The following is a 26,388-nucleotide window of genomic DNA, read 5'->3' on the forward strand; positions in this document are numbered from 1 at the left end:
TTCTACCCGCGAACAGGGAGAAGGACTCTGGTCGTTCGCTTGCCCTCCAATTGTCGGAGGCCGGCGATGACCCATTCCTTCACCCGTACGCTCGGCATGCGGACGATCCTCACCCTCGTCTTCGCCTTCCTCTACATCCCGATCGCCGTGCTGGTGGCGCTGTCCTTCAACGAAGGCGGATTGCCGACGGCATGGTCGGGCTTTTCGCTGAAATGGTATGCCTCGCTGGCCGGCAATTCCGCAATCCTTTCCGCTGCGCTCAACACGCTGATCGTGGCGTTGGTCTCCACGGCCATCGCCACGCTGCTCGGCACGCTGCTGGCCATCGGCATCGAGATGCGCCGGCAATACGGCAGGGGTCTCGAGGCGCTGATCTTCGCACCGATGATCATCCCCGACATCGTCCTGGCGATCGCTCTGCTGTCGTTCTTCTCCATGCTAAACCTGACCATGGGCCTGCATACCATCATCCTCGCCCATGTCGTCTTCAACCTCGCCTTCGTCTGCTCGGTGGTGCGCGCAAGGCTAAAGAGTTTCGACTGGTCGATCGTCGAGGCCTCCGCCGACCTCGGCGCCTCGGCTCTGACCACCTTCCGGCGTGTGACATTGCCGGTCATCGCGCCGGCAGTGATTGCCGGCGCTCTGCTTGCCTTCACGCTCTCGGTCGACGAGTTCATCATCGCCTTTTTCACCGCCGGTGCCGGCCGCGCCTCGACGACGCTGCCGATGCAGATCTACGCCATGATCCGCTTCGGCATCACGCCGGAGATCAACGCGCTGGCGACCATCGTCATGGCGGTATCCATCACCGCGCTGACCCTGTCGCAGCGGCTCAACCGTGGGATCATCGGCCAATGAGCGAACCGCGCACGCTGCTGGCCATTGATAACGTTTCGAAGAAGTTCGGCCGGGTCACCGCCGTCGACGGCATCTCGCTCGACATCCGCGAAAACGAGTTCTTCGCGCTGCTTGGACCCTCCGGCTGCGGCAAGACCACGCTGCTGCGCATACTGGCCGGCTTCGAGACGCCAACCGGCGGCCGCATACTGCTCGATGGCAAGGACATCGCCCGGACCCCGCCCAACAAGCGGCCGGTCAATCTGATGTTCCAGTCCTACGCGCTGTTCCCGCATATGAGCGTGCGCGCCAATGTCTCCTACGGGTTGGAGATGGAGCGCTTGCCGAAAGCTGAAATCCGTTCCCGCGTCGAGGCCATTCTGGCCACCACCGAGCTTGTCCCCTTCGCCGACCGTAAGCCTGAGCAATTGTCGGGTGGCCAGAAGCAGCGCGTCGCGCTCGCCCGCGCGCTGGTCAAACGGCCTCGGTTGCTGCTGCTCGACGAACCGCTCGGGGCGCTCGACAAGAAACTGCGCGGCGCCATGCAGTTGGAGCTGAAGCGCCTGCAGCACGAAGTCGGCATCACCTTCGTCATCGTCACCCACGACCAGGAAGAGTCACTCGTCATGGCCGACCGCATGGCGGTGCTCAAGGACGGCCAGTTGCTGCAATGCGACGCGCCGCATGCGATCTACGAGCATCCCGCCGACCGTTTCGTCGCCGACTTCATCGGCGTGATGAATTTCGTACCGGGCAAGGTGTCTGCGGATGGCGTGATCGCCGCGAACGGCGCGCGCATTGCCGGCAAGGTTCCCGCCGCGCTTTCACCCGGCGCTTCCGCCGTGGCCTCGGTGCGACCCGAACGCATCCGGCTGTTCCCGTCACCCGAGACCGCCAACCGCACCGCCGGCATGGTCGAGGCGCTGGCCTATCACGGGCTGGACCTGCAGTTGCATATCCGCACGCCTCTGTCGCCAAAACCATTTCTGGTGCGCGTCACCGCCGATGCCGCCGACCGCCGGCCGGTCTCGTCGGGCGATCAGGTCGAACTCGGCTGGGACGCCGCCGATGTCAGAATTTTTCAGGAATAGGAGAGCTTGATGGCGCAGAAGACGATCGCGTTTTTTCCCGAAGCGGCCTATGGCCCGGCGCTCAATTCGGTCGGCATCGCGCAAGCGGTCGAGGCGCGCGGCCATAAGGCAGTGTTCCTGTCCGACCCCGGCTTTGTCGATGTCTACAAGGGTTACGGCTTCGAAGCGCATCCGGTGAACCTGTCGGAGCCGATGCCGCCCGAGCAGATGGCGAAATTCTGGGAAGACTTCATCAACGGCCACATGCCGAACTTCCGCAAATCGCCCTACGATCAGGTCGACAATTACGTGAAGGATTGCTGGACCGCGATCGTCGACAGCGCCAAATGGGCGCAGAAGGATTTGCCGCGAGTCCTGGCCGCCATCAAGCCTGATGTCATTTGCGTCGACAATGTCATCCTGTTTCCGGCCATCAAACAGTTCGGCAAGCCTTGGGTGCGCGTCATCTCCTGCTCGGAAAACGAGATCGAGGATGAGGACATCCCGCCGCATCTCTCCGGTTGCGGCGAGAACGACCATGTGGGCCACCAGCGCTATCGCGATCATTTCAATGCGGTGATCAAGCCCATCCACGACGACTTCAACGCCTTCCTCACCGCAAACAATGAAGCGCCATACCCGGTCGGTCAGTTCTTCGAGACCTCGCCCTATCTCAATCTGCTGCTCTATCCCGAAGCGGCAAAGTTCAAACGCCGCCATCCGCTTGATACGACGAAATTCCAGTATCTCGAAGGCTGCGTGCGGCAGGAAAAGCCATACGCCGTGCCGACCTTCGCCGAGAACAATGACGGGCCGCTGCTCTATGTCTCCTTCGGCAGCCTCGGCGCTGGCGATGTCGATTTGTTGAAGCGCATCATCACAACACTGGGCAAGACCCGTTACCGCGCGCTGGTCAATGTCGGCGGCTACAAGGACCTGTACACGGATGTGCCGGACAACGTCATCGTCGAGAGCTGGTTTCCGCAGCCTTCAGTCATCCCGCAGGTCGATGCCGTCATCCACCATGGCGGCAACAACTCGTTCACGGAGTGCCTCTATTTCGGCAAGCCGGCCATCATCATGCCCTATGTCTGGGACGGCCACGACAACGCCACCCGCGTCCAGGAAACCGGCCACGGCTTCGGCATGCCGCGCTACGACTGGAGCGACGCCCAGTTGGTCAGCAGGATCGAGGCTTGCCTGACCGACCCCAAGATGAAGGCCAAGCTGGCGAAGACCTCGTCGCAGATGCGGGCACAGAACGGACCGGAAAAGGCCGCAGGGTTGCTGGAGAAGTTGCTGTGACCTCCTCCGCCCCGCACCTTTACCAAGCCTCCACCCGCACCGACCTCGTCGACTGGGGCGCCCAGTCCGACGCGCTCGACGGCGCGTCGCACTCGACCGGCAGGCTTGTCCACAAAGGACCCAACAACCAGCCGGAATCCGGCATCTGGGTCTGCACGCCCGGCCGCTGGCGGCTCTCGATTCCGCGCGACGAATTGTGCCATTTCGTCGCCGGCCGCGCGACGTACCGGTCGGATGCCGGGGAGGTGGTAGAAGTCGCAGCCGGGACCGTGGTCATGTTCCCTGCCGGCTGGACAGGCGAATGCACCGTGCATGAGACCATGCGCAACGTCTACATGCTGGCTTGAACAGCAACGGAGCTTCCCAATATGCCGACACCGCACTGGCCAAAGGCCTCGACCGTGAAACTGGAGGACTGGGGCGGGGGCAGCAACACGCTTGCCGGCTCGCCGCGCGCCTCGGGCAGGATCCTCTCGCAGAACCCGGACGGCTCAAGCGAATGCGGCCTGTGGTCGTGCACGCCAGGCAGCCGCAAGGTTACCTTTGCCGCCGACGAGTTCTGCCATTTCCTGTCGGGCCGCGGGACCTATGTCCGCGAGAATGGCGAAGAGATCCCGGTCGAGGCCGGCATGCTGGTGTTCTTCCCCGCCGGCTGGGCCGGCACCTCCACCATCACGCAAACACTGACCAAGGCCTTCATGTGCCGCTGAGCACTTTTTTAAAGGAAATCGCCATGACCACGCCCATCATGCAATCCCCGCTTGCCATCACCGACCTCGTCGACTGGGGCGTCATCCCGACCATGATCGAGGGCGTGTCCCACACCTCGGGCAAGCTGCTCTACAAGGGGCCGGAGGGCCGTTCGGAATGCGGCCTGTGGGTCTGCACCCCCGGCAAATGGCACTGCCATGTCACCCGCGACGAGTTCTGCCACTTCCTCGAGGGCCGCTGCACCTATGTGCACGAATCGGGCGAGGTCATCCAGATCGAGCCGGACACGGCGGCGTTCTTTCCTCAGAATTGGAAAGGCGTCTGCACCGTCCATGAGACCATCAAGAAGGTCTACATGATCCGCTGAGCGGACCTGAAAGGACGACCATGCAATTCTCCGCTGAACGGCCGGCTTTCTTCGTCAATCCGGACTACCGGCCGATGACCGGCACGGCAAAACCGGTGATCGATCCGGCGACGCTGGAGACCGTCGGCTCGATCTCCGCCGCAACGGACGGTGAGGTCGATGCGGTGCTGTGTGCCGCAACCACGGCACAAGCCGCCTGGAAGAAGCTCGATGCCAAGAGCCGGGCAAAGCATCTGCATGCGGTCGCCAACGCCATCGAGGCGGCGGACTTCACCCGCTGCGCAGAGCTGATGGTGCGCGAGATGGGCAAGCCTTATCCCGAAGCAATCGGCGAGATCGCCAATTGCGCGCCGATCTTCCGCTACTATGCCGAGATGGCGCGCGACGACGCCGGCAAGATCGCCGGTACGACGCAGGCCGGGTCGTTCCAGTATGCGCGCTACGAGCCGTATGGCGTCTCCGTGCACATCATGCCTTACAACTTCCCGATCCTGCTGATGTGCTGGACCGTTGCGGCCTCGCTTGCCGCCGGCAATGGCTGCGTCATCAAGCCGGCCGAAGCGACGACGCTGTCGACGCTGGACTACATGACGGTGTTCCGTTCACTGCCGGAAGGGCTGGTCGCCTGCCTGCCTGGCACGGCCGCCACCGCGCAGGCGCTGATCGCCTCCGAGCGCACCCACGCTGTCGCCTTCACCGGCTCGGTCGCCGCCGGCAAAGCCGTGGCAGTCGCCTGCGCCGAGCGCATGAAGCCTTGCGTCATCGAAGCCGGCGGCAGCGATCCGCTGATCATCAGCGAGCACGCGCCGCTCGACGTGGCGGCAGCCGGCAGCGTCACCGCCGCCTTCCACCTGACCGGCCAGGTCTGCACCTCGGCCGAACGCTTCTTTGTCGTCGACTCGGTTCACGATCGCTTCGTCGAGCTGTTCGCCGAGAAGACGCGGGCGCTGCGCATCGGCAATGGCATGGACAAGACCGAGATCGGCCCGCTGGTCAGCGAAGCCGCCCGGGCGAAAGTGATGCGGCTGGTCGATGATGCTATCAGCAACGGCGCTATAGCCGTTGCCGGCGGGCGCATTCCGCCGGCGCACAACAATGGCTGGTTCTACGAGCCAACGATCCTGACCGGGGTTACACCCGATATGGCGATCGTGCGCGAAGAGTGTTTCGGGCCGGTCGCAGCGATCTGCCGCGTAAAGGATTTCGACGAAGCGATCCGGCTTGCCAATGACAGCCCGTTCGGGCTCGGCGCCTCGGTCTTCACCACCGACCTCGCCGAGGCGCATGAAGCGGCCGAGCGGCTCGAGGCCGGCATGGTCTGGGTCAACAACCCGCTGATCGACAATGACGCCCTGCCCTTCGGCGGCTGGAAGGCATCAGGCCTTGGCCGCGAGCTGGGACGCCAGGGACTCGACGCCTTCCGACGCTCCAAGATGGTCATCATCGACCACAGACCGGCGATCAAGGACTGGTGGTACCCCTACCCCGACAGCTGGTTCCGCGAGACAGGCGGCCGCAAGCACGTGTGAGCCCGGCTAGTCCATAACGTAAGCTGATGCTTACGCATCTGCCGAGATAGGCCGGCTATTTCAACGCTTGAAGCTTGTCGATCGCGGCAGTGAATCCGGCAAGCGAGACCGGAATGGTCACCGGCTTGCGCGTCACCGACTCGATGCCGATGTTCAGGTTGGTTCCCGATTTCACCGCCTTGAGGAGGTCCGCCGACAAAGGGGTCGCGGCATAGGCGCCGTTCTGGTCACTGGTCTGGATGGCGATGGTCGTCTTCTGCCCCTGGTCGATCTGGTACGAGGCGCCGGAAGGCAGGAACAGCCCGTGCGGCAAGGCCAGCAGCATCGCGAGGTTGCCATTGCCGTTGTCGCGGCGAACCGTAACGGTAAGAACGCGCTGCCCCGTCTTGGCCTCGGTAAGGTTTTGGGAGACCTGGCATTGAAGCTCGGTGCCGGCCGATCCGCTAGCGCAGTTTAGCGACCATGGATTGCCTTCTGCAGGCTTTGTCTCGGCAGATTTGGTTGACTTCGGCTCTTCGGCAAGCGCCGACCCTGCCGACACGACCAGCCATAGCGCGCCGACCCAGGCGGCCCGCCCACAAACGGTTCTCAGCAATGAAGCCACCCGATCCTCGTCGTGTCAGGGTTTCGCCCAGCGCGTTGATACAACAGCCGAGCCTGGCGGGGAAGCCAATACGGTACATGAGCGCCGGCTAAATTACTGTTGCTGGATTACCACAATAAACAACTTTGAAATCTTGTACGTGTAAAGCAAACAATCATGCTCGCTATACACTGGGATTCGGATAGTATTAGCGACGGAGCGTGTACTCGTCGGGGTTCGCAAGGGATGGAGACGACCGAGAAAACTCGGCAGATCAATGACATGGCGACGCACGGAAGAAGCTTCCGGGCGAATAGCAAGTATCGCCGGTCAGGTTTTTCCAGGCATCTCTGGAAGACGACTGCGCTGTCCACTCTGGCACTTGCCCTTACCGGCATAGCCGCCCATGCCGGCGACACCGGACTGTGGCAGCCGCAGGTCCGCGCCATCATCGGCGCCAACAACAATGGCGGCAACACGGCGATCGAGGGTTTCCTGCCGCTGAAGCAGAACCTCGAATCCGTTCTCTTTCTCGATGTGCGCTCGAAATACGATTTCGACGACGGCTTCGGCCAGGACGTCGGCCTCGGCGTTCGCCGCATCGTGAATCCGGATCTGATGATCGGCGGCTACGCCTATCTCAACATCCAGAACCACGACAGTCACCAGTTCGTCGCCTCGACGCTCGGCCTCGAGGCCATCACCTCAAAATACGATGCGCACGTAAACGTCTATCTGCCGATCAGCGGCGACCGCAGCACGGCCGGGCAAGAGTCGAGCCTGTCGCTGGTCGGTCATCAGCTGATCGAGCAGATATCGGCCATCGCCCACCGCGATTACGCGGCCTGGGGCATCGAGGGCGAGGTCGGCGTTCAGGTGCCGCTCAACCTGCCCGAGAACCATTCACTGCGTTTCGATGTCGGCGCCTACCATTTCGGCGATCCCGACGGCGACGACGGCAGCATCACCGGCGCCAAGGCCGGCCTGGAATATTCGATCGGCGACGTCATCGGCAAAGGCACGTCGCTGACCTTCACCGGCGAGGTGCGCAACGACAACCGCGATGACACCCAGTTCGCCGGCAGCATCCGGCTGACGGTGCCGCTCAACGCTTTCCACAAGGGCTCGTCTTCGGCCGATGACGGCGCCGAGCCGGTCTATCCGGTCAGCCCCGGCCTGCGCAAACGCGTCAACAATCGCGTGCGCGGCGACATCGGCGTACGCATCGAGAGCCAGGACAAAGTTACCGGCACGTCGACGCGGGTGGCGATCAATGCCGCCACCAACACGGCATTCGGCCAGTTCTTCTTCGCCGATGGCGACAACGACGCGCTCGGCCTCGGCACGATCGGCGACCCGACCACGCTCGACAATGCAGTCGCCGGCGCCGGCGCTAACGGCGTCGTCGTCGCGCTGGGCGGCAAGGGCAACATTACGACAGCCGGCGTGACGCTCGCCAACGGACAGACCGTTATCGGCGGTGGCGGCGGTGTCCAGGCGCGGCTCGCCGACGGCAGCATCGGCACCTACAATTTCGGCGGCTCCAACGGCACCATCCAGGGCACCAACCCCGCCAACAACGTCCTGACGCTCGCCAATGGCAACACGCTGAGCGGTATCACCATCACCGGCGGCAAGGACGGCATCTTCGGCAACAACATCGCCGGCGCCACGCTGACCAACGTCACGGTCACCGGCACCGGCGGCCACGGTGCCGACTTCACCGGCACCTCGACCGGCGTCAATGGTTCGAACTTCACCGCGACCGGCAACGGCCTCGACGGACTGCATATCGAAGGCGACGGCACCTATAACTTCACCGGCACGACGCTGCTGCAGGGCAATGGCGACGACGGCCTGGATATAACCGGCCACGGCACCTACACTTTCGCCACCCTCAACGCGCTCGACAACAACGATGCCGGCATTACCGTGAAGGGCACCGGGGTCGCCGGCTCGATCACCATCACCGGCGGCCAGGTGTCGGGCAACAAGGCGCTCGGCGACGACGGCGTCGGTGTCTTCATCGATCCGATCACCGCCCATATCGTGCTGGATTCGATCACCCAGACCGGCGGCGCATCGGGCGTCGTGCTCGAGAATCTTTCGGGCAGCTTCACCGTCAACGGCGCGACGACGATCTCGAACACGACCGGACCGGCCATCGCGATCACGGATTCGCCGGCCGCGATCCGCTTCGGCGACATCAACATCACCAATCCCGGCACCGACGGCATGGTGTTTGCGGGCGCCAACACATCAATAATTGCCGGCAACATCGTCATTGCTGGCCTCGGCTCCGGCGTCGGCCTCGATTTCTCCGGCAGCCAGACGAATTTCACCGCGCAGTCGCTCAACATCACTGGCACAGGCGCCGCCGGCTCGATCGGCATCGATCTGTCTTCCCCGAGCGCGGGCGGGGCTACGATCGTCATCACCGATGGCGGCGCGATCGCCAATGTCGACACCGGCGTGCGCTTCGGCATTTCCGGCTCGCCGGCCAATTCGGCCAATGCCCAATTCAGTTTCGGTGGCGGCTCGATTGCCGGCATCACCGCCTCCCTCGACGCGCGGGGGCTCAACCAGACGCTCGGGCTCTATGCTTTCGGCTCGACGACCTTCAGCGGCCCGCAGCTGTTCGACCAGCAGAATGTGATTTTCGTCGGCGCGACCGCGACCGGTTCGGGCACCGGATCCTCGCTGCTCGATCTGGCGACGGTCGCGACGGCCGATGCCAATACCGACGGCACCGCGATCTTCGTGCTGGTCAATCGCGGCACGGACATAGACGATGCGGACGCCTTCTCGCTGAGCGCCGGCCAGACGCTGGCTTCGTTCGGCAACGGCCGCACGTTCTCGCTCGGCGGCATCCCGATCAATGTGACGGGCGACAATGTCGTGCACAGCAGCACCGTCTCCGACGCCGGCGGCGCAGCCACGCTGACCAATAGCGGTGCCGGCGACACGGTGACGCTCGCCAACAATACCTCGCTGCTCGACTTCAACCTGTCCAATACCGGTGGCGGCAACGCGGTTCACGGCAGCGCCGTCAGCAATGTCACAATGACGGGCCTGGCCGTCAGCGGCGCCGACCTGAACGGCTTGCTGTTCGACGGCACCAATACCGTTACCGCCACCAACCTCAGCTCGACCAACAATGGCGGCGCCGGCTTGTCGATCCAGGGCGACGGAACCTATTCGTTCAACGGCACGACGACGCTGTCGAACAACGGCACCGACGGCCTGTTGATCAACGGCAACGGTACCTACGGCTTCGAGACGCTTGACGCCAAGGTCAATGGCGGCAGTGGCGTCGACGCCAAATCGACGGGCGCCGGCAAGCTGACGACCACTGGCGGAACGATCTCCGGCAATGGCGGCAACGGATTCAGCGCATCCCAGATTGGGCTCGATGTCACGCTGACCAGCCTCAACCAGATTAGTGGCGGGACCGGTGTCGGCCTCACGAACGTCACCGGCAGCTTCGATATCTCCGGCTCGACGACGATTTCGAACGTCGCAAACGGCATTGTCATCCAGAATAGCTCGGCAACGGTAGGCTTTGGCGGCAATGTCACGGTCACCGCTCCTTCTGGCTCTGGTATCATACTGGCTGCCAATTCCGGTGCCATCACTTTCGGCGATGTCGCGATCGACCAGCCGGGCCAAAACGCGATCGACATTTTCGGTACGAACGGCACGATCAGCTTCGCCAACATCGACATCACCGGCCTGCCGCCCGGCAAGACCGGGCTCGACCTGTCGGGCAGCCAGTCGACCTTCACCGCCACCTCGCTCGACATCACCGGCGCCGGCACTTCGACCGGCATCGACCTTTCCGGCACCACCGGCGGCTCGGTGACGATCGGCACCGGCGTCATTTCCGCCGGCACCGGCGTCCAGATGGGCACGCACGGCGCGGCCGGGACCAGCGCCAACACCACCTTCTCGTTCGATGCCGCCGGCGGCGCATCGATCACCGGGACCACCGCCTCGCTCGACATGCGCGGCCTGCTGGCCGGCAACGGCACCTATGCTTTCAATGCCACCCATTTGGTCGGCCCGCAGCTGTTCGACACTGCCAACGTCATCTTCGTCGGCGCAGCAAACACCGGGACCGGCTCCGGCGCGAGCGTTGGCGACCTTATCAACGCCGACGCCGCCGACGGTCTGACGACCGACGCCAACACCATCTTCGTCCTTGTCAACAGCGGCGCTGGAACTATCAACACCGATGCCGACGGCTTCACGCTTGCCGACGGCCAGCAGATCGTCTCCTTCGCCAACGGCAACACCGTCGCTCTCGTCGGGCCGCCGGCCAACGTCACCGGCGCCGAGGTGGTTACTTCGGGCACCCAGGTCGATCCGTTCGGCAATGGCGCCGCCACCCTCAACAACTCGGCCGGCAGCACCATCGATCTCGCCAACGGCAACCGCGTCGCCGACCTCAGCGTCAGCAATGCGGGTTCGGGCTCGGCGATCAACGGATCGAATGTAAACGCGGCCACCATCACCGGGGTGACGATCAGCAGCGCCGTAACCGGCATCGACCTGACCGGCGCAACGGGTGCGATCAACATCACCAACACGACGATGGGCGGCGTCAGCGGCACTGGCCTGCTGGCCAGCAACTTCGGCGGCACCGGCACCTTCAACAATTTGGACATCACCGGCGCCGGTATCGGCGTCAGCGTCACGGGCGGTTCCACGGGCACGCTGACCTTCGACAATGCGAGTTCGATCGCCGGCACGACGGGCACGGCGCTCAGCATTCTTGGAGCAACGCCTAACCTCACCTACAACGGCACCATCAATCAGACGAGTGCCGCGAGCGCGGTCATCATCAGCGGCATGACCGGCGGCTCGGCCACCTTCGCCGGCCAAATCACCGCCAGCACCGGCGCGGCCAACGCCATCGACCTGACCGGCAATGCCGGCGGCACGATCAATTTCACCGGCGGGCTCGACCTCACCACCGACGGCGGCCTTGCCTTCAGCGCCATCAATGGCGGCACGCTCACCGTCACCGGCACTAACACGACCGCATCTGGGCTCGGCCCTGTCGAAAACGGCATCCATCTCGGTGGCGCCGGCGGTTTGACCATCGGCGCAGGCGGCGTCATTTTCGACAGCGTCACCGTCGACGGCTCAGGCGGCGCCGTGCAGACCGGCATCCTCATCGAAAACACCAGCGGCGGCAGCGTCACCTTCGGCGCTGTCGACATCAATCGCGTCACTGGCGACGCCATCCGCCTCACCAACGTGGCCAACGCCGTTACCTTCAATGGCACGACGACGATCGACACGGTTGTTGGCGGTGGCCCCGGCTTCGTGGTGCAAGGCAGCGCCGCGACGGTCAATGTCAACAATCTGGTGACGACGCTGGTTTCGGGCGACGACGTCAGCCTGACCAACAACACCGGCACGATCAACATCGGCGGCACCATCACCAATTCCGGCACCGGCAACGGCGTCGTGGTTTTTGGCGGCAGCGCCGCGATCACGGTCTCGGCCAACATCTCCAGCTCGGCAACAGCACCAGGCACGGCGGTCAAGATCGACGGCACCATCGGCGGCTCGGCCCAGTTCAGCGGCAGCGTCACGTCGACCGGCACCGGAAATCTGTTCGCCATCGGCTCGACATTGCCCCCGGCAGGCGGTGCGTTCAGCTTCACCGGCCCGACCCTGTCGGCGAGCGGTGGCGGCGGCGCGGTGGTCGGTGGCATGATCGGCACCGCAACGTTGAATGTTACCACCCCGCTATCGATCACCAATGCCTTGGGCACCGGCCTGTCCGTCTCCGGTGTCGCGAGCACCGCATCGGCAACCTTCGGGGCGGTGACCGTGACGGGCGCCGGCGGCATCGGCATCAACATTGTCGGCAATGCCGGCCCGGTGACCTTCGGCACGACCCAGGTCACGCTGGGCACCACGAGCGGCACTGCCGGCATCAACTTCGCCGGCACCAACAACGATGTCAGCTTCGGCACGACTACCATCGACGATGTCGGCGCCAACCAGACCGGCATCGACTTCAGCGGCTCCTCGACGACGGCCGATTTCGGCCTGACGACGATCACCGGCCTGGGCGACCTGACCTCGCGCGGCATCGACCTGTCGTCGACCACGGGCAACAAGGTCATCACCTTCCTGCAGGGTTCCAAGATCGACAATGTCGGCGTCGGCGTCGAACTGTCGTCCGGCGGCACCACGGCGACTTCAGCCAATGCCACCTTCACCTTCGGCGACGGCGATTCGACCGACGGCCTGGAATCCTTCATCACCGCGGCCGTTGGCGGCTACACCGTCGACACCGTCGGCCTCGACCCGATATCGGGCAACTACGATTTCGACGACGTGTTCTTCACCGGCAGCGCCAACCTCGCCACCGCGCCCGGTTCGGTCACGCTGGTCTCGCAGTCGGGCGGCTTCATCGCCGCCGGCACGACCGGCAATCTCAGCATGGGCGTCAACACCATTTCGCTCGCCGCCGCCGATGCGCTGACAGGCGCGCAGAACTTCGCCTTCGTCGGCACGATCAATCTCGGCGCCACCGCCTTCACGCTCGATTCCGGCCAGACGATCACCGGCTTCGGCAACAGCAATGTGGTTTCGACCGGCACGATCCAGCCGGCCAACGTCCAAGGTGCTCTTGGCGCCACCGGCGGCAACATCACCGGCGACGAGGCCGTCGTCAGCGGGACGGCCAACTTGATGCAGCTGCTCGGCGACAATGCCGTGCGCCACACCGCATTCGACTTCAGCAGCGCGGCCGGTGCCGCCTTCCTGATCGACCAGAGCGCGGCCGGCTTCAGCAATGCCAGCGGCATCACCATCGAAGGCGTGACGATCTCGAATGTCGCGGCGGGCCAGACCGCCATCCAGGTTACCGGCCTCAATGGCAGTCTGTCGGTCATCAACAACAACATCAACCTTGCCGGCACGCTGCTCGACGTCAATGGCGGCACCAGCACCATCTCGGTGTCGCGCGGCTTCCTGCCCAATGGCGGGCCGGCCGGAACGCTGACCGGTGGCGGCATCAACATCGCCAACCGCACCGGCGGCGCGGTGACCTTCACCGACCAGGTGGCCATCACCGGCGGCAATGGCGTCTCGATTTCGGGCGGCACCGCCGGCGGCGCCGTCAATTTCAATGGCGGCCTCGACATCACGACGTCCCTCGCCACTGGCCTCAGCCTCTCGGGGCTGAATGTCCTGACCGTCGCGAATGCCGGCTCGACGACGATCAACGCTACGGGCCAGACAGCGCTATCGCTGCAAGGCACACTCGGCGCCGGCGGCGTCAATTTCGACAGCATCACCTCGAGCGGCGGCACAAGCGGCATCATCCTCAACGGCGTCACCGGGGCGGTGAATGTCTCCGGCGCGACCAGCATCACCGGCACCAGCAGCTTCGGCATAGACGGCACCGGCGCCAACACCGGCACGTTCACCTTCGGCGCGGTGACGGTCAACAACACCGCCACGGCCGGCGGCGGCATCCATGTGGTATCAGGCACGGTCAACGTCACCGGCCTCGCCAACATCGATACGACGAGCGGCGTCGGCCTGTCGCAGAGCGGCGGCACGACAAGCTTCACCGGCGGTGTGACCATCGACACCACCTCCGGCACGGCCATCGTGGGCACCGGCGGCACGATGGGCATCACCGCCACCGGCGGTGCCCAGACGGTAAATTCGACCAGCGGCCAGGCGATCAACCTCATCAACGTCGCCGCCAGCATTGCGCTCGACTCGACCTCGTCGGGCGGCGGCACCAACAATGTTGGCCTGGCCAATGTCACCGGAACAGTCAGCCTCGGATCCGGCGCATTGAGCGGCGCTTCGGGCGTCGCATTCCAGCTCAATGGCGGTGCTGCGACCGTCAGCTATGGCGGCACGGTCACCAAGACCACCGCCGGCAAGATAGTCGACATCTCCGGCGTCACCGGCGGCACGGTCACACTGTCCGGCGCGCTCAGCGCCACCGGCGGTTTCGACAATGGTATTTATGTCCACGGCAACTCCGGCGGGACCATCACTCTCAGCGGTGGCACGAAGACGCTGACCACTGGCGCCAATACGGCGGTCGACTTGACGACCAACACCGGCGCGACGATCAACTTCGATACGGGTGGCCTGGTGATTACCACCACCTCCGGCACGGGCTTCAACGCCAGCGGCGGTGGCACGGTCAGCGTCGGCGCGCTCCTCAGCGACAACAGCATCACCACGACGGCCGGCGGCACCGCGTTGAACCTCAATGGCGTTACGATTGGCGCTGCGGGCATGAATTTCGACAGTGTTTCGGCCACTGCCGCCGCAACCGGCATCTCGCTGACCAATATCGCCTCGTCGGGCGGCGGGGCCATCATTCTCGGCACGGTCAACCTGCAAGGCATGACCACGCGTGGTGTCGATGTTTCCGGCACGCTTGGCGCGGCGCTGTCCTTCAACGATCTCGACATCGGCCTGAACAGCACGACAGGCATCGCCTTCGACCTCAATGGTGCGGCGATCAACGCGGCGATCACCGCCAATGATTTCGACGTGACCAACGCGGCCGCCGCCGGCAGCACCATCGCCGTCGACCTGCGTGGCGCCACTGGCGGCCAGACGGTACGCCTCGGCGATGCCGTTGTCGGCGGCGCCAGCTCCAGCATTGCCGGCGTCAACACCGGCGTGTTCCTCAACAGCGCCACCAACCTCGCTTTCACCTATGGCGACGGCGAATCGGCGACCGACCAGCTCTCGACCATCGGCGCCAATGTAGGCATCGACGCATCCAGTGCGCCGGTTGCCGGCACCTACAATTTCCAGGATGTGAACTTCCAGTCGGCTCCCGGCCTGGGCTTCGGAGTCGGCAAGGTCTATTTCGTCGGCGCGTCCGCGACCGGTGACGGCAGCGGTCGCGACCAGAACAATCTCGCGACGCTGGCCACCGCCGAAGCAGCAGCCGTGGCGACGGACATCCTGGTTCTCGTCAACGATGGCGGCACCATCACCGCGGCAGGCAGCAATGGCAACGACACGCTGGCTCTCGCCACCGTCGAGCAGGTGCGCGGCTTCGGCAACGGCAACATCAATCTGGCGCTGACGGTGCCCTCCACCATCCAGCTCGCCAGCAACAGCATCTCGATCATCGACCAGACGCCCAATGGCGCCGCGACGCTGACGACGAGCGCCGGCAACAATGTCATCACGCTCGGCGCCAGCGGCAACATCATCGACGGCTTCATCCTGAATGGCAGCCCGGCGGGTGCCGCGCGTGGCGTCAAGGACAATGGCGCGGGTGCTGCGAATACCGTCATCAGCAACATGACCATCAGCAATTTCGCCACGCAGGGTATCGAGATTACCCCGTCGAACAGCACGACGATCAACAACGTTACTTTCTCCGGCAACGCCAGCGATGTGTGGCTGAACGCGTCCAACACCACCATCACCAACGTCACCAGCACCGGCGCCACCGGCATTGCCTTCAGGCTCGACAACACCGTCGGCACGACGACGCTGACCAACGTCAACATCACCACCGCAGCGACCGGCACCGGCATCGCCTTCGGCGGCGCGTCGGGCGCTGGCGGCACGATTGCCGGTATCAATGTCGACATATCGGGCGGCAGCGGCCTTTCGGTGACCGGCGGCAACGCGGTGATCAGCTTCGACGGCGCCAGCTCCATCATCAGCACGTCGGGCGCGGCGGCCACGATCTCGACCCGCGCTGGCGGCAGCTTCACCTTCGCCGGCTCGGTGATCGCCAACGGCGCTGCGAGCGGCATCAGCATTTCCGGCGCGACGGCGGCCAATACGGTGAGCTTCACCGGTACGGTCGATCTCGGCACCACGACGCCGATGACCGGCACCGCAGTCGCAATCAACAACGGCGCCACGGCCTCGACCGTCAGCTTCGCAAACCTCGACATCGTCACAAGCGGCACCACCGGATTCAGCGCCAGCAATGGCGGCACGGTCAATGTCACGACCGGCACGGTGAGCTCCACTTCCGCGCAGGCGGTCAACCTCAACGGCATCGCCACCACCGGCATCAATTTCACCTCGACCAATTCGACCGGCGGCACCAACAACGTGTCGCTGACCAATGTCACCGGCGCCGGCACTGTCAGCCTCGGCTCCGGTGCGCTCGGCGGCGCGACCGGCGCGGCCTTCCTGGTCACCGGCGGCTCGGCCAATGTCAGCTATGCCGGCTCGGTCACCAAGACCACGGCCGGAAACGTCGTCAGCATCTCCACCCGTACCGCCGGCACCACGACATTGTCGGGCACTCTCAGCGCCACCAGCGGCGTGGCCAACGGGATCCTCGTCAACGCCAACACCGGCGGCACGATCAACTTCTCCGGCGCCAGCAAGATACTGACCACCGGAGCCAACAATGCCGTCGACCTGACGGCGAACACCAACACGGCGGTCAACTTCACCGGCGGCGGCCTAGCCATCACCACCACCTCCGGCACCGGCTTCAACGCCACGAGCAACGGTACTGGCACCGTGACCGTTATCGGCTCGGGCAACACGATTTCGACCGGCAGCGGCGTCGCGGTCAACCTTGACAGCGTTGCTATCGCGGCGGGCGGCGTGACCTTCGCTTCCACAAACAAAGGCGCCGGCGGCACCAGCGCCGTCATCCTCGATTCCGTCACCGGTTCGGGAGCGATCGACCTCGGCACCGGCGCGCTGGTGGGCGGAACAAGCGCCGTGATCCGTATCGGCGATGGCCTAGGCACCGCCAACAGCGGCGGCACGGCGGCGTTCACCTATGCCGGCGCGATCACCAGCGGCAGCACCGGCCAGGCGGTCAACATCCAGGATCGCGCCCTGACCGCCGGCAACATCACCCTGTCGGGCAACATCACGCATAATGCGGCGGGCCAGATCGGCATCCTGCTGGACGACAATGTCGCCGGCATCATCACCTTCTCCGGCGCGTCGAAATCGATCACCTCGACCACGGCGGCTGGCGTCAGCCTGAGCGACAATGCCGGCGCGACGATCAACTTCACCAATGGCGGGCTGGTCATCGCCACGACCAGCGGCGCCGGTTTCAGCGCCACCGGCCCCGGTCCGGCAGCCACCACCGGCGGCACGATGACGGTGCAGGGCACCGGCAACACCATCGTGTCCGGCACGGGCACGGCCCTTAATGTCGCCAACACGACGATCGGCGCCGGCGACGTGACGTTCAGGAGCATTGCGTCCAATGGTGCAGCCAACGGCATCGTGCTCAACAACACCGGCACCAGCGGCAATCTGGTGGTGACCGGCACCGGCGCGACGGGGGGCAGCGGCGGCACGATCCAGAACTCGACCGGCGATGGCGTCAGCCTGACCGACACTCAGGATGTCAGCCTGAGCAACATGATTATCAGCGACAATGCGGGCAACGGCATAAAGGGCCTGCGCGTCAACGGTGTGGTGCTCAACGGTCTGACCCTGAACAGCAATGCCGATGCCAACACCGAGTCCGGAATCCTGTTCAACGAACTTACCGGCAACGCCTCGCACGTCACCACGTTCACCAACCTCACGGTCTCCAACTCATTCACCCATAACGTGCAGGTCATCAATTCCGGCGGCACGTTGGCGAACCTGGTGGTGAGCGGCGGCACGTTCTCGAACAACGGCGCCTCAAACAATGCCGGCAGCGACTTCATCTTCGAGGCGGACGGCGCCGGTGTCGCCGGCGCGCCGACGATGACGCTGACCGTCGACGGCGCAACCTTCACCGGCAACAACGCCTATCCCGGACCGGGAGTCATCCCTGGAACCGGTCTGTTCGTCATTGCCAATGACGGCACCGTCAACGCTCACATCGGCGAGACCACGGGAAATCTATTCAACAATCTGAACAACGGCATCAACCTTACCCAGAGCAGCAATTCCGGCGCCGGCACGGGCGGCAATCTGAATTTCACCGTCCGGAACAACACCGTCACCAACAGCGACTCGACGGCCATCAACGTGTTCAGCAGCGGCGACCTCGCACGGACGCTTGACGGCACAATCGCCAACAACGTCATCGGTACGCAAGGCGTAGCAACCTCGGGATCGCGAACCGGCAACGGCATCAGGGTTGGGCATGAAAGCCTCGGCGTCGCCAAGGTGCTGATCGACAACAACATTATCCAGAGCATCGGCGTCAACGGCATAAGCGGTGGCGACAGCGTCTCGATCACGCAGCTCGTGCAGCCGGGCACCGTGCACGCGACGGTCACCAACAACACCATTCGCGACAATGCCGACAGCCGCGGCATCACGGTCACCGCCACATTTGCCGGCGCTATCATCAATGCCGACGTTCATGCCAACACCATCACCAACGTCAACAACGCCAATGCCATCCGCTTCCTCGCGGACGGCCTCGGCGGCGCCGACGGCACGATCAACGTACCGCAGGCGAGCGAGGCCGGTATCGAAACCATCAATGGCGGGGCAACGGCGCTGACGGACACCCGGACGTTCTTCAACCAGCCGCTGCCACTGCTGCCTGCCGCGACACCGTAGTCAGCAACCTTGGATTCGTCCTAGGAAATATATTTTATGAATCTGATATCGACTTGTTGTCTTACTTAGGCATAATACAAGAATTCAGACAGTAAGCGGCCAACGGAGGGGACGGGGATGAGTGAGCCTTATTTAGGTGAAGTCAAGATCATTTCCTGGAACTATGCACCGCGCGGCTGGGCATTTTGTAACGGCCAGTTGTTGCCGCTTAACCAGAACCAGCCATTGTTCTCACTTCTTGGCACCAGGTACGGCGGCAACGGCCAGACAAATTTTGCCCTTCCGGATATGAGGGGACGTGCGCCGGTTCATACGGGCGGCCCTATCGGTGCAATTGTCGGCGGCCAGGGCGGCGAAGAGTTTCACACGCTCACGCTCGGCGAAATGCCGACACACAACCATTTCGTCAACGCATCGAACACTGCCGGCAACGTCAACAATCCATCCGGCGCGCTGTTGGGGGCGAACGCCAGCCCGATCTATCAGCCGCCTGGCAGCGCGGTGGCTATGGCGAAGGAAAACATCACTTTCGTCGGTGGCGGCCAGCCGCATGAGAACAGATCGCCCTATCTCGTCTTGAATTTCATCATTGCCCTGCAAGGCATATTCCCGTCGCGAAATTAAGAGGACGCTTCGATGAGCCAACCTTTTGTCGGCGAGATCAGGATGTTCGGTGGCAATTTCCCTCCGAATGGCTGGGCGTTCTGCCAAGGCCAGTTGATGCCGATCTCCGAGAACGAAACTTTGTTCAATCTGATCGGTACGACTTATGGCGGCGACGGGGAGGAAACATTCGCCCTGCCCAACCTCGCATCCCGCATCCCCGTCCATGCTGGCAAGGGCCCGCTGGTCAGCCAGACCTATATCATTGGAGAACTGGGCGGGGTCGAATCCGTCACCGTTTCAACCCAACAAATGCCGAACCATTCCCATACCTGGACCGGTTCGTCGAATATCGCCAAGAATCCGGGTCCGTCCGGCGGTGTCCTGGCGACATCGAGCCTGCTGACGCCCTATGTGGGTATCGCACCTGATGGCAACATGGCCGCCGGAGCCATTTCGCCGGCCGGCGGCAGCCAGCCTCACGACAATATGGTGCCGTTCCTCGCCGTCAGTTTCATCATCTCGCTATTTGGCATCTTCCCCCAGCAAAGCTAGAGACTTGCCATGACCAATCCGTTCGTCGCCGAAATTCGAGTTTTTGCCGGAGATTTCGCCCCGACGGGGTGGGCGACCTGCGATGGCCAGCTCCTGCCAATCTCGCAGAATACGGCGCTGTTTTCGCTGCTGGGCACAGTTTACGGCGGCGACGGCAAGTCGACCTTCGCGTTGCCGAATATGGCTGGCTCCGCGCCCATGGGGCAAGGACAGGGCAATGGCTTGTCGGAGCGGTTTCTCGGCGAGACGGGAGGCGAAACGTCCGTCACCCTTCTGCAAACGGAAATGCCGCAACATAATCATTTTGTCGCGATATCCACCGAGAGTGGCGCCCAGGGAACTCTTACCGATGCGGTTGTTCTGGGGAAGTCGGGGGGCGGAACGCTGTATCAGAACAACACTTCGCAAAATCTGGTCCAGATGGACCCCCAGGCACTGAGCATAACGGGCAGTACGTTGCCTCACAACAACCTGCCTCCCTATCTGGCGATGACGTTCATCATTGCCATGCAAGGCGTTTATCCGGCGCGTCCGTAAGCGCCACTCCATGATCCAGCTTCCGATTGTGGACAACGGGCCTGTTATATTTTGCTGGGTGCGCGCGGCGCGGATTGATCTGACGTTCCGCCCGATGGCGGACGCCGATCTGCCGTTCCTGTCGGCGCTCTACGCCTCGACCCGCGCCGAAGAACTTGCCGTCACGCCGTGGAGCGACGCGCAGAAAACGGCGTTCCTCGACATGCAGTTTCAAGCGCAGCACGCGCATTACCAGAAATACTATCCCAACGCCGACTGGCTGGTGATCGAGCAGGCAAGGCAAGATATCGGTCGCCTGTATATCGAGCGCTCGGCGAGCGAGCATTGCATCATAGATATCGCCTTCCTGCCGGCGCATCGCGGCAAGGGGTCTGGCGGTGCGTTGCTCGCCGATCTCATCGATGAGGCCGCCGCCGTCGGCAAGTCGGTCTCGATCCATGTCGAGAAGAACAATCCAGCGCGGCGGCTCTACAAACGCCTCGGCTTCACCGTTGCCGAGGACAAAGGCGTCTACGACCTGATGACCCGTTCGCCGTAAGGGCCGTGTTGGTCGTCACGCGCCGCGATACCAGGAGACGATGGTGAAACGTTCGTTGCACGTGACCGGGGTGACTTCATGCGTCGTTTCCGAGCGAAAGGCGACGAGAGAGCCCGGCAATGCCGGCATGGCAATGCGCAGGTCCGGGCCGCTGTAAGGCCCATGCAGGACCAGCGAGCCGCCTGCATAGCTTTCTGGCGAAGGGGTGTCCGATTGACGGTTGAGAAAGATCACCACCGAGATCTTTCGGAACCGCGACTCGTCGTGAATGAGCGGCGTGTTGCCATCCTGGTGCGGCACAAAGAAATCGCCTTGCCGATAGTGAAGGAACTGAGGTTTCTCGACCTGGCCGAGCAGCAGCCCGAAATGCCGCTCCAGAGCCGCCTTCTGCTGCGCCAACAGGGCACTCACCCGCTCTTCAGTGGCCTGCGAAACCTCGGCGCGCACGGTCTTGCGGATCCATGCCGTCTTCTGGTCGGCACGCCCCAGCAGGCCGGCCGGACGGCCCACGGCCGCCCGAATTTCCGCGCACAGTGCGCTACACGCCGCTCCGTCAAATACGTCCGCAATCTCGATATAGTCGATCATATGTCGAGCCGCCGCGCTGCCAAATCGCCCTGATGGCCGGAGCGTCCCCGTGGCCGATCCGGTCGAAAAAAATCAGTTGAATACCGCCTCGTAGAGCCGCCCTGCCGCATCGGCAGCGATCGGCACGATGAAGATCTCATGGGCGCCGCTTTTGCCGTTGAACCGATAGATAGCCTGCGGCAGCGCCGCGTCGCGCGGCCCCCTGAACAGCAGCGTGAAGCCACCGCCGTCGCGCGGGCTGTTGGCAATGGGCTGCACCGCGCTCAGTTCCATCGTGAGCGTCTGACCGCCGGCTTCGACGGAAAAGCTCTGCCCCTGCTCGAAATCCGAAAGCGATGCCATGCGCCTGCCCTGGTTCGTCTGTCTTTCAGACGGCTCTCTTGAGATGTCTATCCCGTCAGCCAATCTCGCCGCTTCATGGCGTGCTGTCTATAGAGCTCGATCTCCAGAAGTACAAAAGAGCACGATCAAACAAACAGATAGATTTATCTTGGCCACGTAGGGTGAAGCAGCCGTCAACGCGTTGCGCACCGGCAGCCACTGGCCTAAACCGGAATGGTATAAGAGGAGAACACTAGGGATGACTGACGCGAAAACAGACACGGCCCCGGCCGGAAGCACCGCGACCAACGCGCTGCCGCTGTTCTACAAAAAACCCGAGGCGCTCAATCCGCTGCGGCACGGCTCACTCGGCCTTACGGCGCGGGCCGATTTCTCCTTTGCCCGCACCGCGCACGCCATCCCCGTCGTCGCATCGGAAATGCCGGCGGCGATGCGCTCCTATCCGATCGTTTTCATTGGCGACGCCAAGGCGCCTGTCATCATCACCGGTCTGCGCCAGGACCAGAACCTGTTCGTAGGCGCCGACGGCAAATGGGCGGAGCCGCATTACATTCCCGCCTATGTCCGCCGTTACCCCTTCATCCTCGCCGATGAATCGAAAACGACCGGCCGCCTGACGTTGTGCATCGACCGTGCCAGCGAACGCGTCGTCGAGCAGATGCCTTCGTCCAAGGACAGCGACGAGATCGCGCCCTTCTTCGACGGCAACGAGCCGGCCGAGGCCTCGAAGCAGGCGCTCGCCTTCTGCAGCCAGTTCCAGACCGACTTCAATGCGACTCGCGCCATGATCGACAAGATCGACGCGCACGGCCTGTTCGCGCCGCGGCAGAGCAAGGTGACGCTGGAGGGCGGCGAGACCCTCAACCTCACCGACTTTCAGGTGATCGACGAGCCGGCCTTCAACAAATTGAGCGACGAGGCGTTTCTCGATCTCAGGAAATCCGGCGCGCTTGCGCTGCTCTATTGCCATCTCGCCTCGAGCAACAGCTGGACCTCGCTGGTCTTCCAGGCGTCATTGCGGCGAGCTGGCTGACGCGGCCCGCGACGAAAAGCTTCGGCAAGGCGCGGGTTGTTTAAATCAACGGTTCGCGCCTTCGTACGACGATCTCTCCGCCGCTCGAATCATGCTGTTGTCGTGCAGATCGCTTGCCATGACGGGCTGGCGAACTCCCAATGCTCGACGTGTAGCTCTCGCCGAAATGCGCCGAGGCGGCATCACCCCCCGGTTCGCGGACCTGTCAATAAAGTCGAGCACGCCAGCCTTGCTGCCCTCCTCGATCGTTGAATAGCCGGTCGCGGCCATCGATCACGGTCCGAACGCAAAAAGCCCGCGTGAAGCGGGCTTTTTTTGTTGGTTGCGGGGACAGGATTTGAACCTGTGACCTTCAGGTTATGAGCCTGACGAGCTACCGGGCTGCTCCACCCCGCGTCACCTCCAGGGCAAGCTCTTGCTTGCTCCGGACTCTCCAGGGCAAGCTCTTGCCTGCTCCGGATCTGAAGCAAGCGTTTGCTTGCTTATCTGGACGTAAGCCTGGGCCTATGAACAGGATGGCTTACAGATAGGTATATGGCTGACCAAATGAAAGGGCCGCTTGCGCGGCCCGTGATCCCTTGGCGGGCCTTTTCGTAGAGAGAAGATTCAGTTTCATCCGGTTTGCGGATGAGAGTTCAACGTGCGTTTTGCAGACCTGGCAGCGACCTACTCTCCCGCGTCTTGAGACGAAGTACCATCAGCGCTGGAGCGTTTCACGGCCGAGTTCGGAATGGGATCGGGTGCAGCCGCTCCGCCATAACCACCAGGTCGGCAAAACGCACGTTATATCGAGAAGCTGTTTTTTCGTGCCAAGGCGACGTTTGTGTCTAGCTAACGGACAAAGTCCGCAAGCGCGACTGCGCGTCGCCGGTTTTCCGGCGCCCTCGCGGAGCATAGGCCCTGTTAAGGGCCGCTCATGCGTGAGCGCTGGTCAGATCATCGTGTTCACGATGAGCATAAGGAATGAGAACGATCAAGCCGATCGAACTATTAGTACCGGTAAGCTTCAAGCGTTGCCGCTCTTCCACACCCGGCCTATCAACGTGGTCGTCTTCCACGGTTCTCAGGGAATACTCGTTTTAAGGTGGGTTTCCCGCTTAGATGCCTTCAGCGGTTATCCCGTCCGGATATAGCTACCCTGCTATGCGGCTGGCGCCACAACAGGTCCACCAGAGATCCGTCCATCCCGGTCCTCTCGTACTAGGGACAGATCCTTTCAATATTCCTACACCCACGGCAGATAGGGACCGAACTGTCTCACGACGTTCTGAACCCAACTCACGTACCGCTTTAAATGGCGAACAGCCATACCCTTGGGACCTGCTCCAGCCCCAGGATGCGATGAGTCGACATCGAGGTGCCAAACAACCCCGTCGATATGGACTCTTGGGGGTCATCAGCCTGTTATCCCCGGCGTACCTTTTATCCGTTGAGCGATGGCCCTTCCACGCGGGACCACCGGATCACTATGACCGACTTTCGTCTCTGCTCGACTTGTCAGTCTCGCAGTCAGGCAGGCTTATGCCATTGCACTCAGCGAACGATTTCCGACCGTTCTGAGCCCACCATCGCGCGCCTCCGTTACTCTTTAGGAGGCGACCGCCCCAGTCAAACTACCCACCATACATTGTCCCGGACCCGGATAACGGGCCGCGGTTAGACATCCATAGTAATAAGGGTGGTATTTCAAGGGTGGCTCCACCTGAGCTGGCGCCCAGGTTTCAAAGCCTACCACCTATCCTACACATGCCACTACGAATGCCAATGTAAAGCTATAGTAAAGGTGCACGGGGTCTTTCCGTCTAACCGCAGGAACCCCGCATCTTCACGGGGAATTCAATTTCACTGAGTCTATGCTGGAGACAGCGGGGAAGTCGTTACGCCATTCGTGCAGGTCGGAACTTACCCGACAAGGAATTTCGCTACCTTAGGACCGTTATAGTTACGGCCGCCGTTTACTGGGGCTTCGATTCAGAGCTTGCACCCCTCCTCTTAACCTTCCAGCACCGGGCAGGCGTCAGACCCTATACGTCGTCTTGCGACTTCGCAGAGCCCTGTGTTTTTGATAAACAGTCGCTACCCCCTGGTCTGTGCCACCCTCCTCTACTTGCGTAGAAAAGGGTCACGCTTCTTCCGAAGTTACGCGTGCAATTTGCCGAGTTCCTTCAGCATAGTTCTCTCAAGCGCCTTGGTATACTCTACCTGACCACCAGTGTCGGTTTCGGGTACGGTTTATAAGGAGGAGCTATTTCCTGGAACCGCTCCGCTGCCCGTTCAATCCGATAAGATTGGACAACTTGTGCGATCCGTCACTACCTCCAAGCCCACGAATATTAACGTGGTTCCCATCGACTACGCGTTTCCGCCTCGTCTTAGGGGCCGGCTAACCCTGCTCAGATTAGCTTTAAGCAGGAACCCTTGGTCTTTCGGCGGGGGAGTCTCTCACTCCCCTTACGTTACTCATGTCAGCATTCGCACTTCTGATACCTCCACCACCCCTCACGGGTATGGCTTCGTCAGCTTACAGAACGCTCCGCTACCGCTTGGCCCTTGCGGACCAAACCCTAAGCTTCGGTGTATGGCTTTAGCCCCGTTACATTTTCGGCGCAAAGACCCTTATTTAGACCAGTGAGCTGTTACGCTTTCTTTAAATGATGGCTGCTTCTAAGCCAACATCCTGGTTGTTTTGGGATCCTCACATCCTTTCCCACTTAGCCATAACTTGGGGACCTTAGCTGTAGGTCAGGGTTGTTTCCCTTTTCACGACGGACGTTAGCACCCGCCGTGTGTCTGCCGACTAGTACTCCCAGGTATTCGGAGTTTGGTTAGGTTTGGTAATCCGGTGAGGACCCCTAGCCCATCCAGTGCTCTACCCCCTGGGGTATTCGGTCGACGCTCTACCTAAATAGATTTCGCGGAGAACCAGCTATTTCCGAGTTTGATTGGCCTTTCACCCCTAGCCACAAGTCATCCCGAACTATTGCAACAGTTATGGGTTCGGTCCTCCAGTAAGTGTTACCTTACCTTCAACCTGCTCATGGCTAGATCACTCGGTTTCGGGTCTAATGCGACGAACTGAACGCCCTGTTCAGACTCGCTTTCGCTGCGCCTACACCTAGCGGTTTAAGCTTGCTCGTCACACTAAGTCGCTGACCCATTATACAAAAGGTACGTGGTGACCCTTGCGGGCTCCCACTGTTTGTAGGCAATCGGTTTCAGGTACTCTTTCACTCCCCTTGTCGGGGTGCTTTTCACCTTTCCCTCACGG

Annotated in this window: 16 protein-coding genes, 1 tRNA gene and 2 rRNA genes (1 of these 19 cut by a window edge); 13 read left to right on the forward strand and 6 right to left on the reverse strand. The window is 62.6% G+C overall.

Annotation, left to right across the window (positions count from 1 at the left end):
• Positions 1-66 precede the first annotated feature (66 nt).
• Genes ACYG9Z_RS09995 through ACYG9Z_RS10025 form a run of 7 tightly spaced genes read left to right on the forward strand, consistent with a single transcriptional unit; the run spans position 67 to position 5,819 of the window.
• Entirely contained in the window at positions 67-858 is a 792-nt protein-coding gene (locus tag ACYG9Z_RS09995) for an ABC transporter permease (protein ID WP_023672946.1), read from the forward strand.
• Entirely contained in the window at positions 855-1,928 is a 1,074-nt protein-coding gene (locus ACYG9Z_RS10000; RefSeq protein ID WP_023712266.1) for an ABC transporter ATP-binding protein, read from the forward strand. Before ACYG9Z_RS09995 ends, ACYG9Z_RS10000 begins: the two co-directional genes overlap by 4 nt.
• A 9-nt stretch (positions 1,929-1,937) precedes the next feature.
• A complete protein-coding gene (locus tag ACYG9Z_RS10005; RefSeq protein ID WP_023751728.1) occupies positions 1,938-3,212 on the forward strand; it encodes a glycosyltransferase in 1,275 nt (424 codons plus the stop codon).
• Positions 3,209-3,559: a cupin domain-containing protein gene (locus ACYG9Z_RS10010; protein WP_023672949.1), complete on the forward strand. Its 351-nt coding sequence runs from the start codon at positions 3,209-3,211 to the stop codon at positions 3,557-3,559. The genes ACYG9Z_RS10005 and ACYG9Z_RS10010 overlap by 4 nt, the downstream gene beginning before the upstream one ends.
• 21 nt (positions 3,560-3,580) lie before the next feature.
• The gene (locus tag ACYG9Z_RS10015) at positions 3,581-3,922 is read left to right on the forward strand and encodes a cupin domain-containing protein (RefSeq protein ID WP_023672950.1); all 342 of its coding nucleotides are present in this window, start codon (positions 3,581-3,583) and stop codon (positions 3,920-3,922) included.
• A gap of 23 nt (positions 3,923-3,945) precedes the next feature.
• Positions 3,946-4,290, forward strand: a complete 345-nt coding sequence (locus tag ACYG9Z_RS10020) for a cupin domain-containing protein (protein WP_023672951.1) — start codon at positions 3,946-3,948, stop codon at positions 4,288-4,290.
• Between the two features lie 20 nt (positions 4,291-4,310).
• Complete coding sequence (locus ACYG9Z_RS10025; protein ID WP_023733647.1) at positions 4,311-5,819, forward strand: aldehyde dehydrogenase family protein; 1,509 nt, start codon at positions 4,311-4,313, stop codon at positions 5,817-5,819.
• Between the two features lie 55 nt (positions 5,820-5,874).
• Here the strand turns inward: ACYG9Z_RS10025 and ACYG9Z_RS10030 are convergent, their stop codons facing one another.
• Entirely contained in the window at positions 5,875-6,423 is a 549-nt protein-coding gene (locus tag ACYG9Z_RS10030) for an invasion associated locus B family protein (RefSeq protein WP_023751727.1), read from the reverse strand.
• Between the two features lie 261 nt (positions 6,424-6,684).
• Between ACYG9Z_RS10030 and ACYG9Z_RS10035 the strand changes: the two genes are divergently transcribed.
• The 5 genes from ACYG9Z_RS10035 to ACYG9Z_RS10055 all read left to right on the forward strand — a co-directional run bounded on the left by ACYG9Z_RS10035 (position 6,685) and on the right by ACYG9Z_RS10055 (position 21,157).
• The gene (locus ACYG9Z_RS10035) at positions 6,685-18,924 is read left to right on the forward strand and encodes an inverse autotransporter beta domain-containing protein (protein ID WP_460222895.1); all 12,240 of its coding nucleotides are present in this window, start codon (positions 6,685-6,687) and stop codon (positions 18,922-18,924) included.
• A 117-nt stretch (positions 18,925-19,041) separates the two neighbouring features.
• Complete coding sequence (locus tag ACYG9Z_RS10040) at positions 19,042-19,548, forward strand: phage tail protein (protein ID WP_023672955.1); 507 nt, start codon at positions 19,042-19,044, stop codon at positions 19,546-19,548.
• A 12-nt stretch (positions 19,549-19,560) separates the two neighbouring features.
• Positions 19,561-20,082, forward strand: coding sequence for a phage tail protein (locus tag ACYG9Z_RS10045; RefSeq protein WP_023672956.1), 522 nt, complete (start codon positions 19,561-19,563; stop codon positions 20,080-20,082).
• A gap of 9 nt (positions 20,083-20,091) precedes the next feature.
• Complete coding sequence (locus tag ACYG9Z_RS10050) at positions 20,092-20,619, forward strand: phage tail protein (RefSeq protein WP_023751725.1); 528 nt, start codon at positions 20,092-20,094, stop codon at positions 20,617-20,619.
• Between the two features lie 94 nt (positions 20,620-20,713).
• Positions 20,714-21,157 carry a GNAT family N-acetyltransferase gene (locus ACYG9Z_RS10055; RefSeq protein ID WP_032903693.1) on the forward strand — a complete coding sequence of 148 codons (444 nt, stop codon included), beginning with the start codon at positions 20,714-20,716 and terminating at the stop codon, positions 21,155-21,157.
• Positions 21,158-21,172: 15 nt separating this feature from the next.
• Here the strand turns inward: ACYG9Z_RS10055 and ACYG9Z_RS10060 are convergent, their stop codons facing one another.
• Positions 21,173-21,745, reverse strand: coding sequence for a 2OG-Fe(II) oxygenase (locus tag ACYG9Z_RS10060; protein WP_023751723.1), 573 nt, complete (start codon positions 21,743-21,745; stop codon positions 21,173-21,175).
• A gap of 72 nt (positions 21,746-21,817) precedes the next feature.
• Complete coding sequence (locus ACYG9Z_RS10065) at positions 21,818-22,087, reverse strand: DUF6916 family protein (RefSeq protein WP_023751722.1); 270 nt, start codon at positions 22,085-22,087, stop codon at positions 21,818-21,820.
• A 238-nt stretch (positions 22,088-22,325) separates the two neighbouring features.
• Here ACYG9Z_RS10065 and ACYG9Z_RS10070 point away from each other — a divergent pair, with 238 nt between their 5' ends.
• Complete coding sequence (locus ACYG9Z_RS10070) at positions 22,326-23,120, forward strand: SapC family protein (RefSeq protein ID WP_023685704.1); 795 nt, start codon at positions 22,326-22,328, stop codon at positions 23,118-23,120.
• Positions 23,121-23,439: 319 nt separating this feature from the next.
• Here ACYG9Z_RS10070 and ACYG9Z_RS10075 read toward each other — a convergent pair.
• The 3 genes from ACYG9Z_RS10075 to ACYG9Z_RS10085 form a co-directional block, all read right to left on the reverse strand.
• A tRNA-Met gene (locus ACYG9Z_RS10075) sits at positions 23,440-23,516 on the reverse strand.
• Positions 23,517-23,773: 257 nt separating this feature from the next.
• A 5S ribosomal RNA gene (rrf, locus tag ACYG9Z_RS10080) occupies positions 23,774-23,888 on the reverse strand.
• 201 nt (positions 23,889-24,089) lie between these two features.
• Positions 24,090-26,388: ribosomal RNA gene (locus ACYG9Z_RS10085) — 23S ribosomal RNA — on the reverse strand; it runs 503 nt beyond the window's last position.

The organism is Mesorhizobium sp. RSR380A (assembly GCF_054719385.1).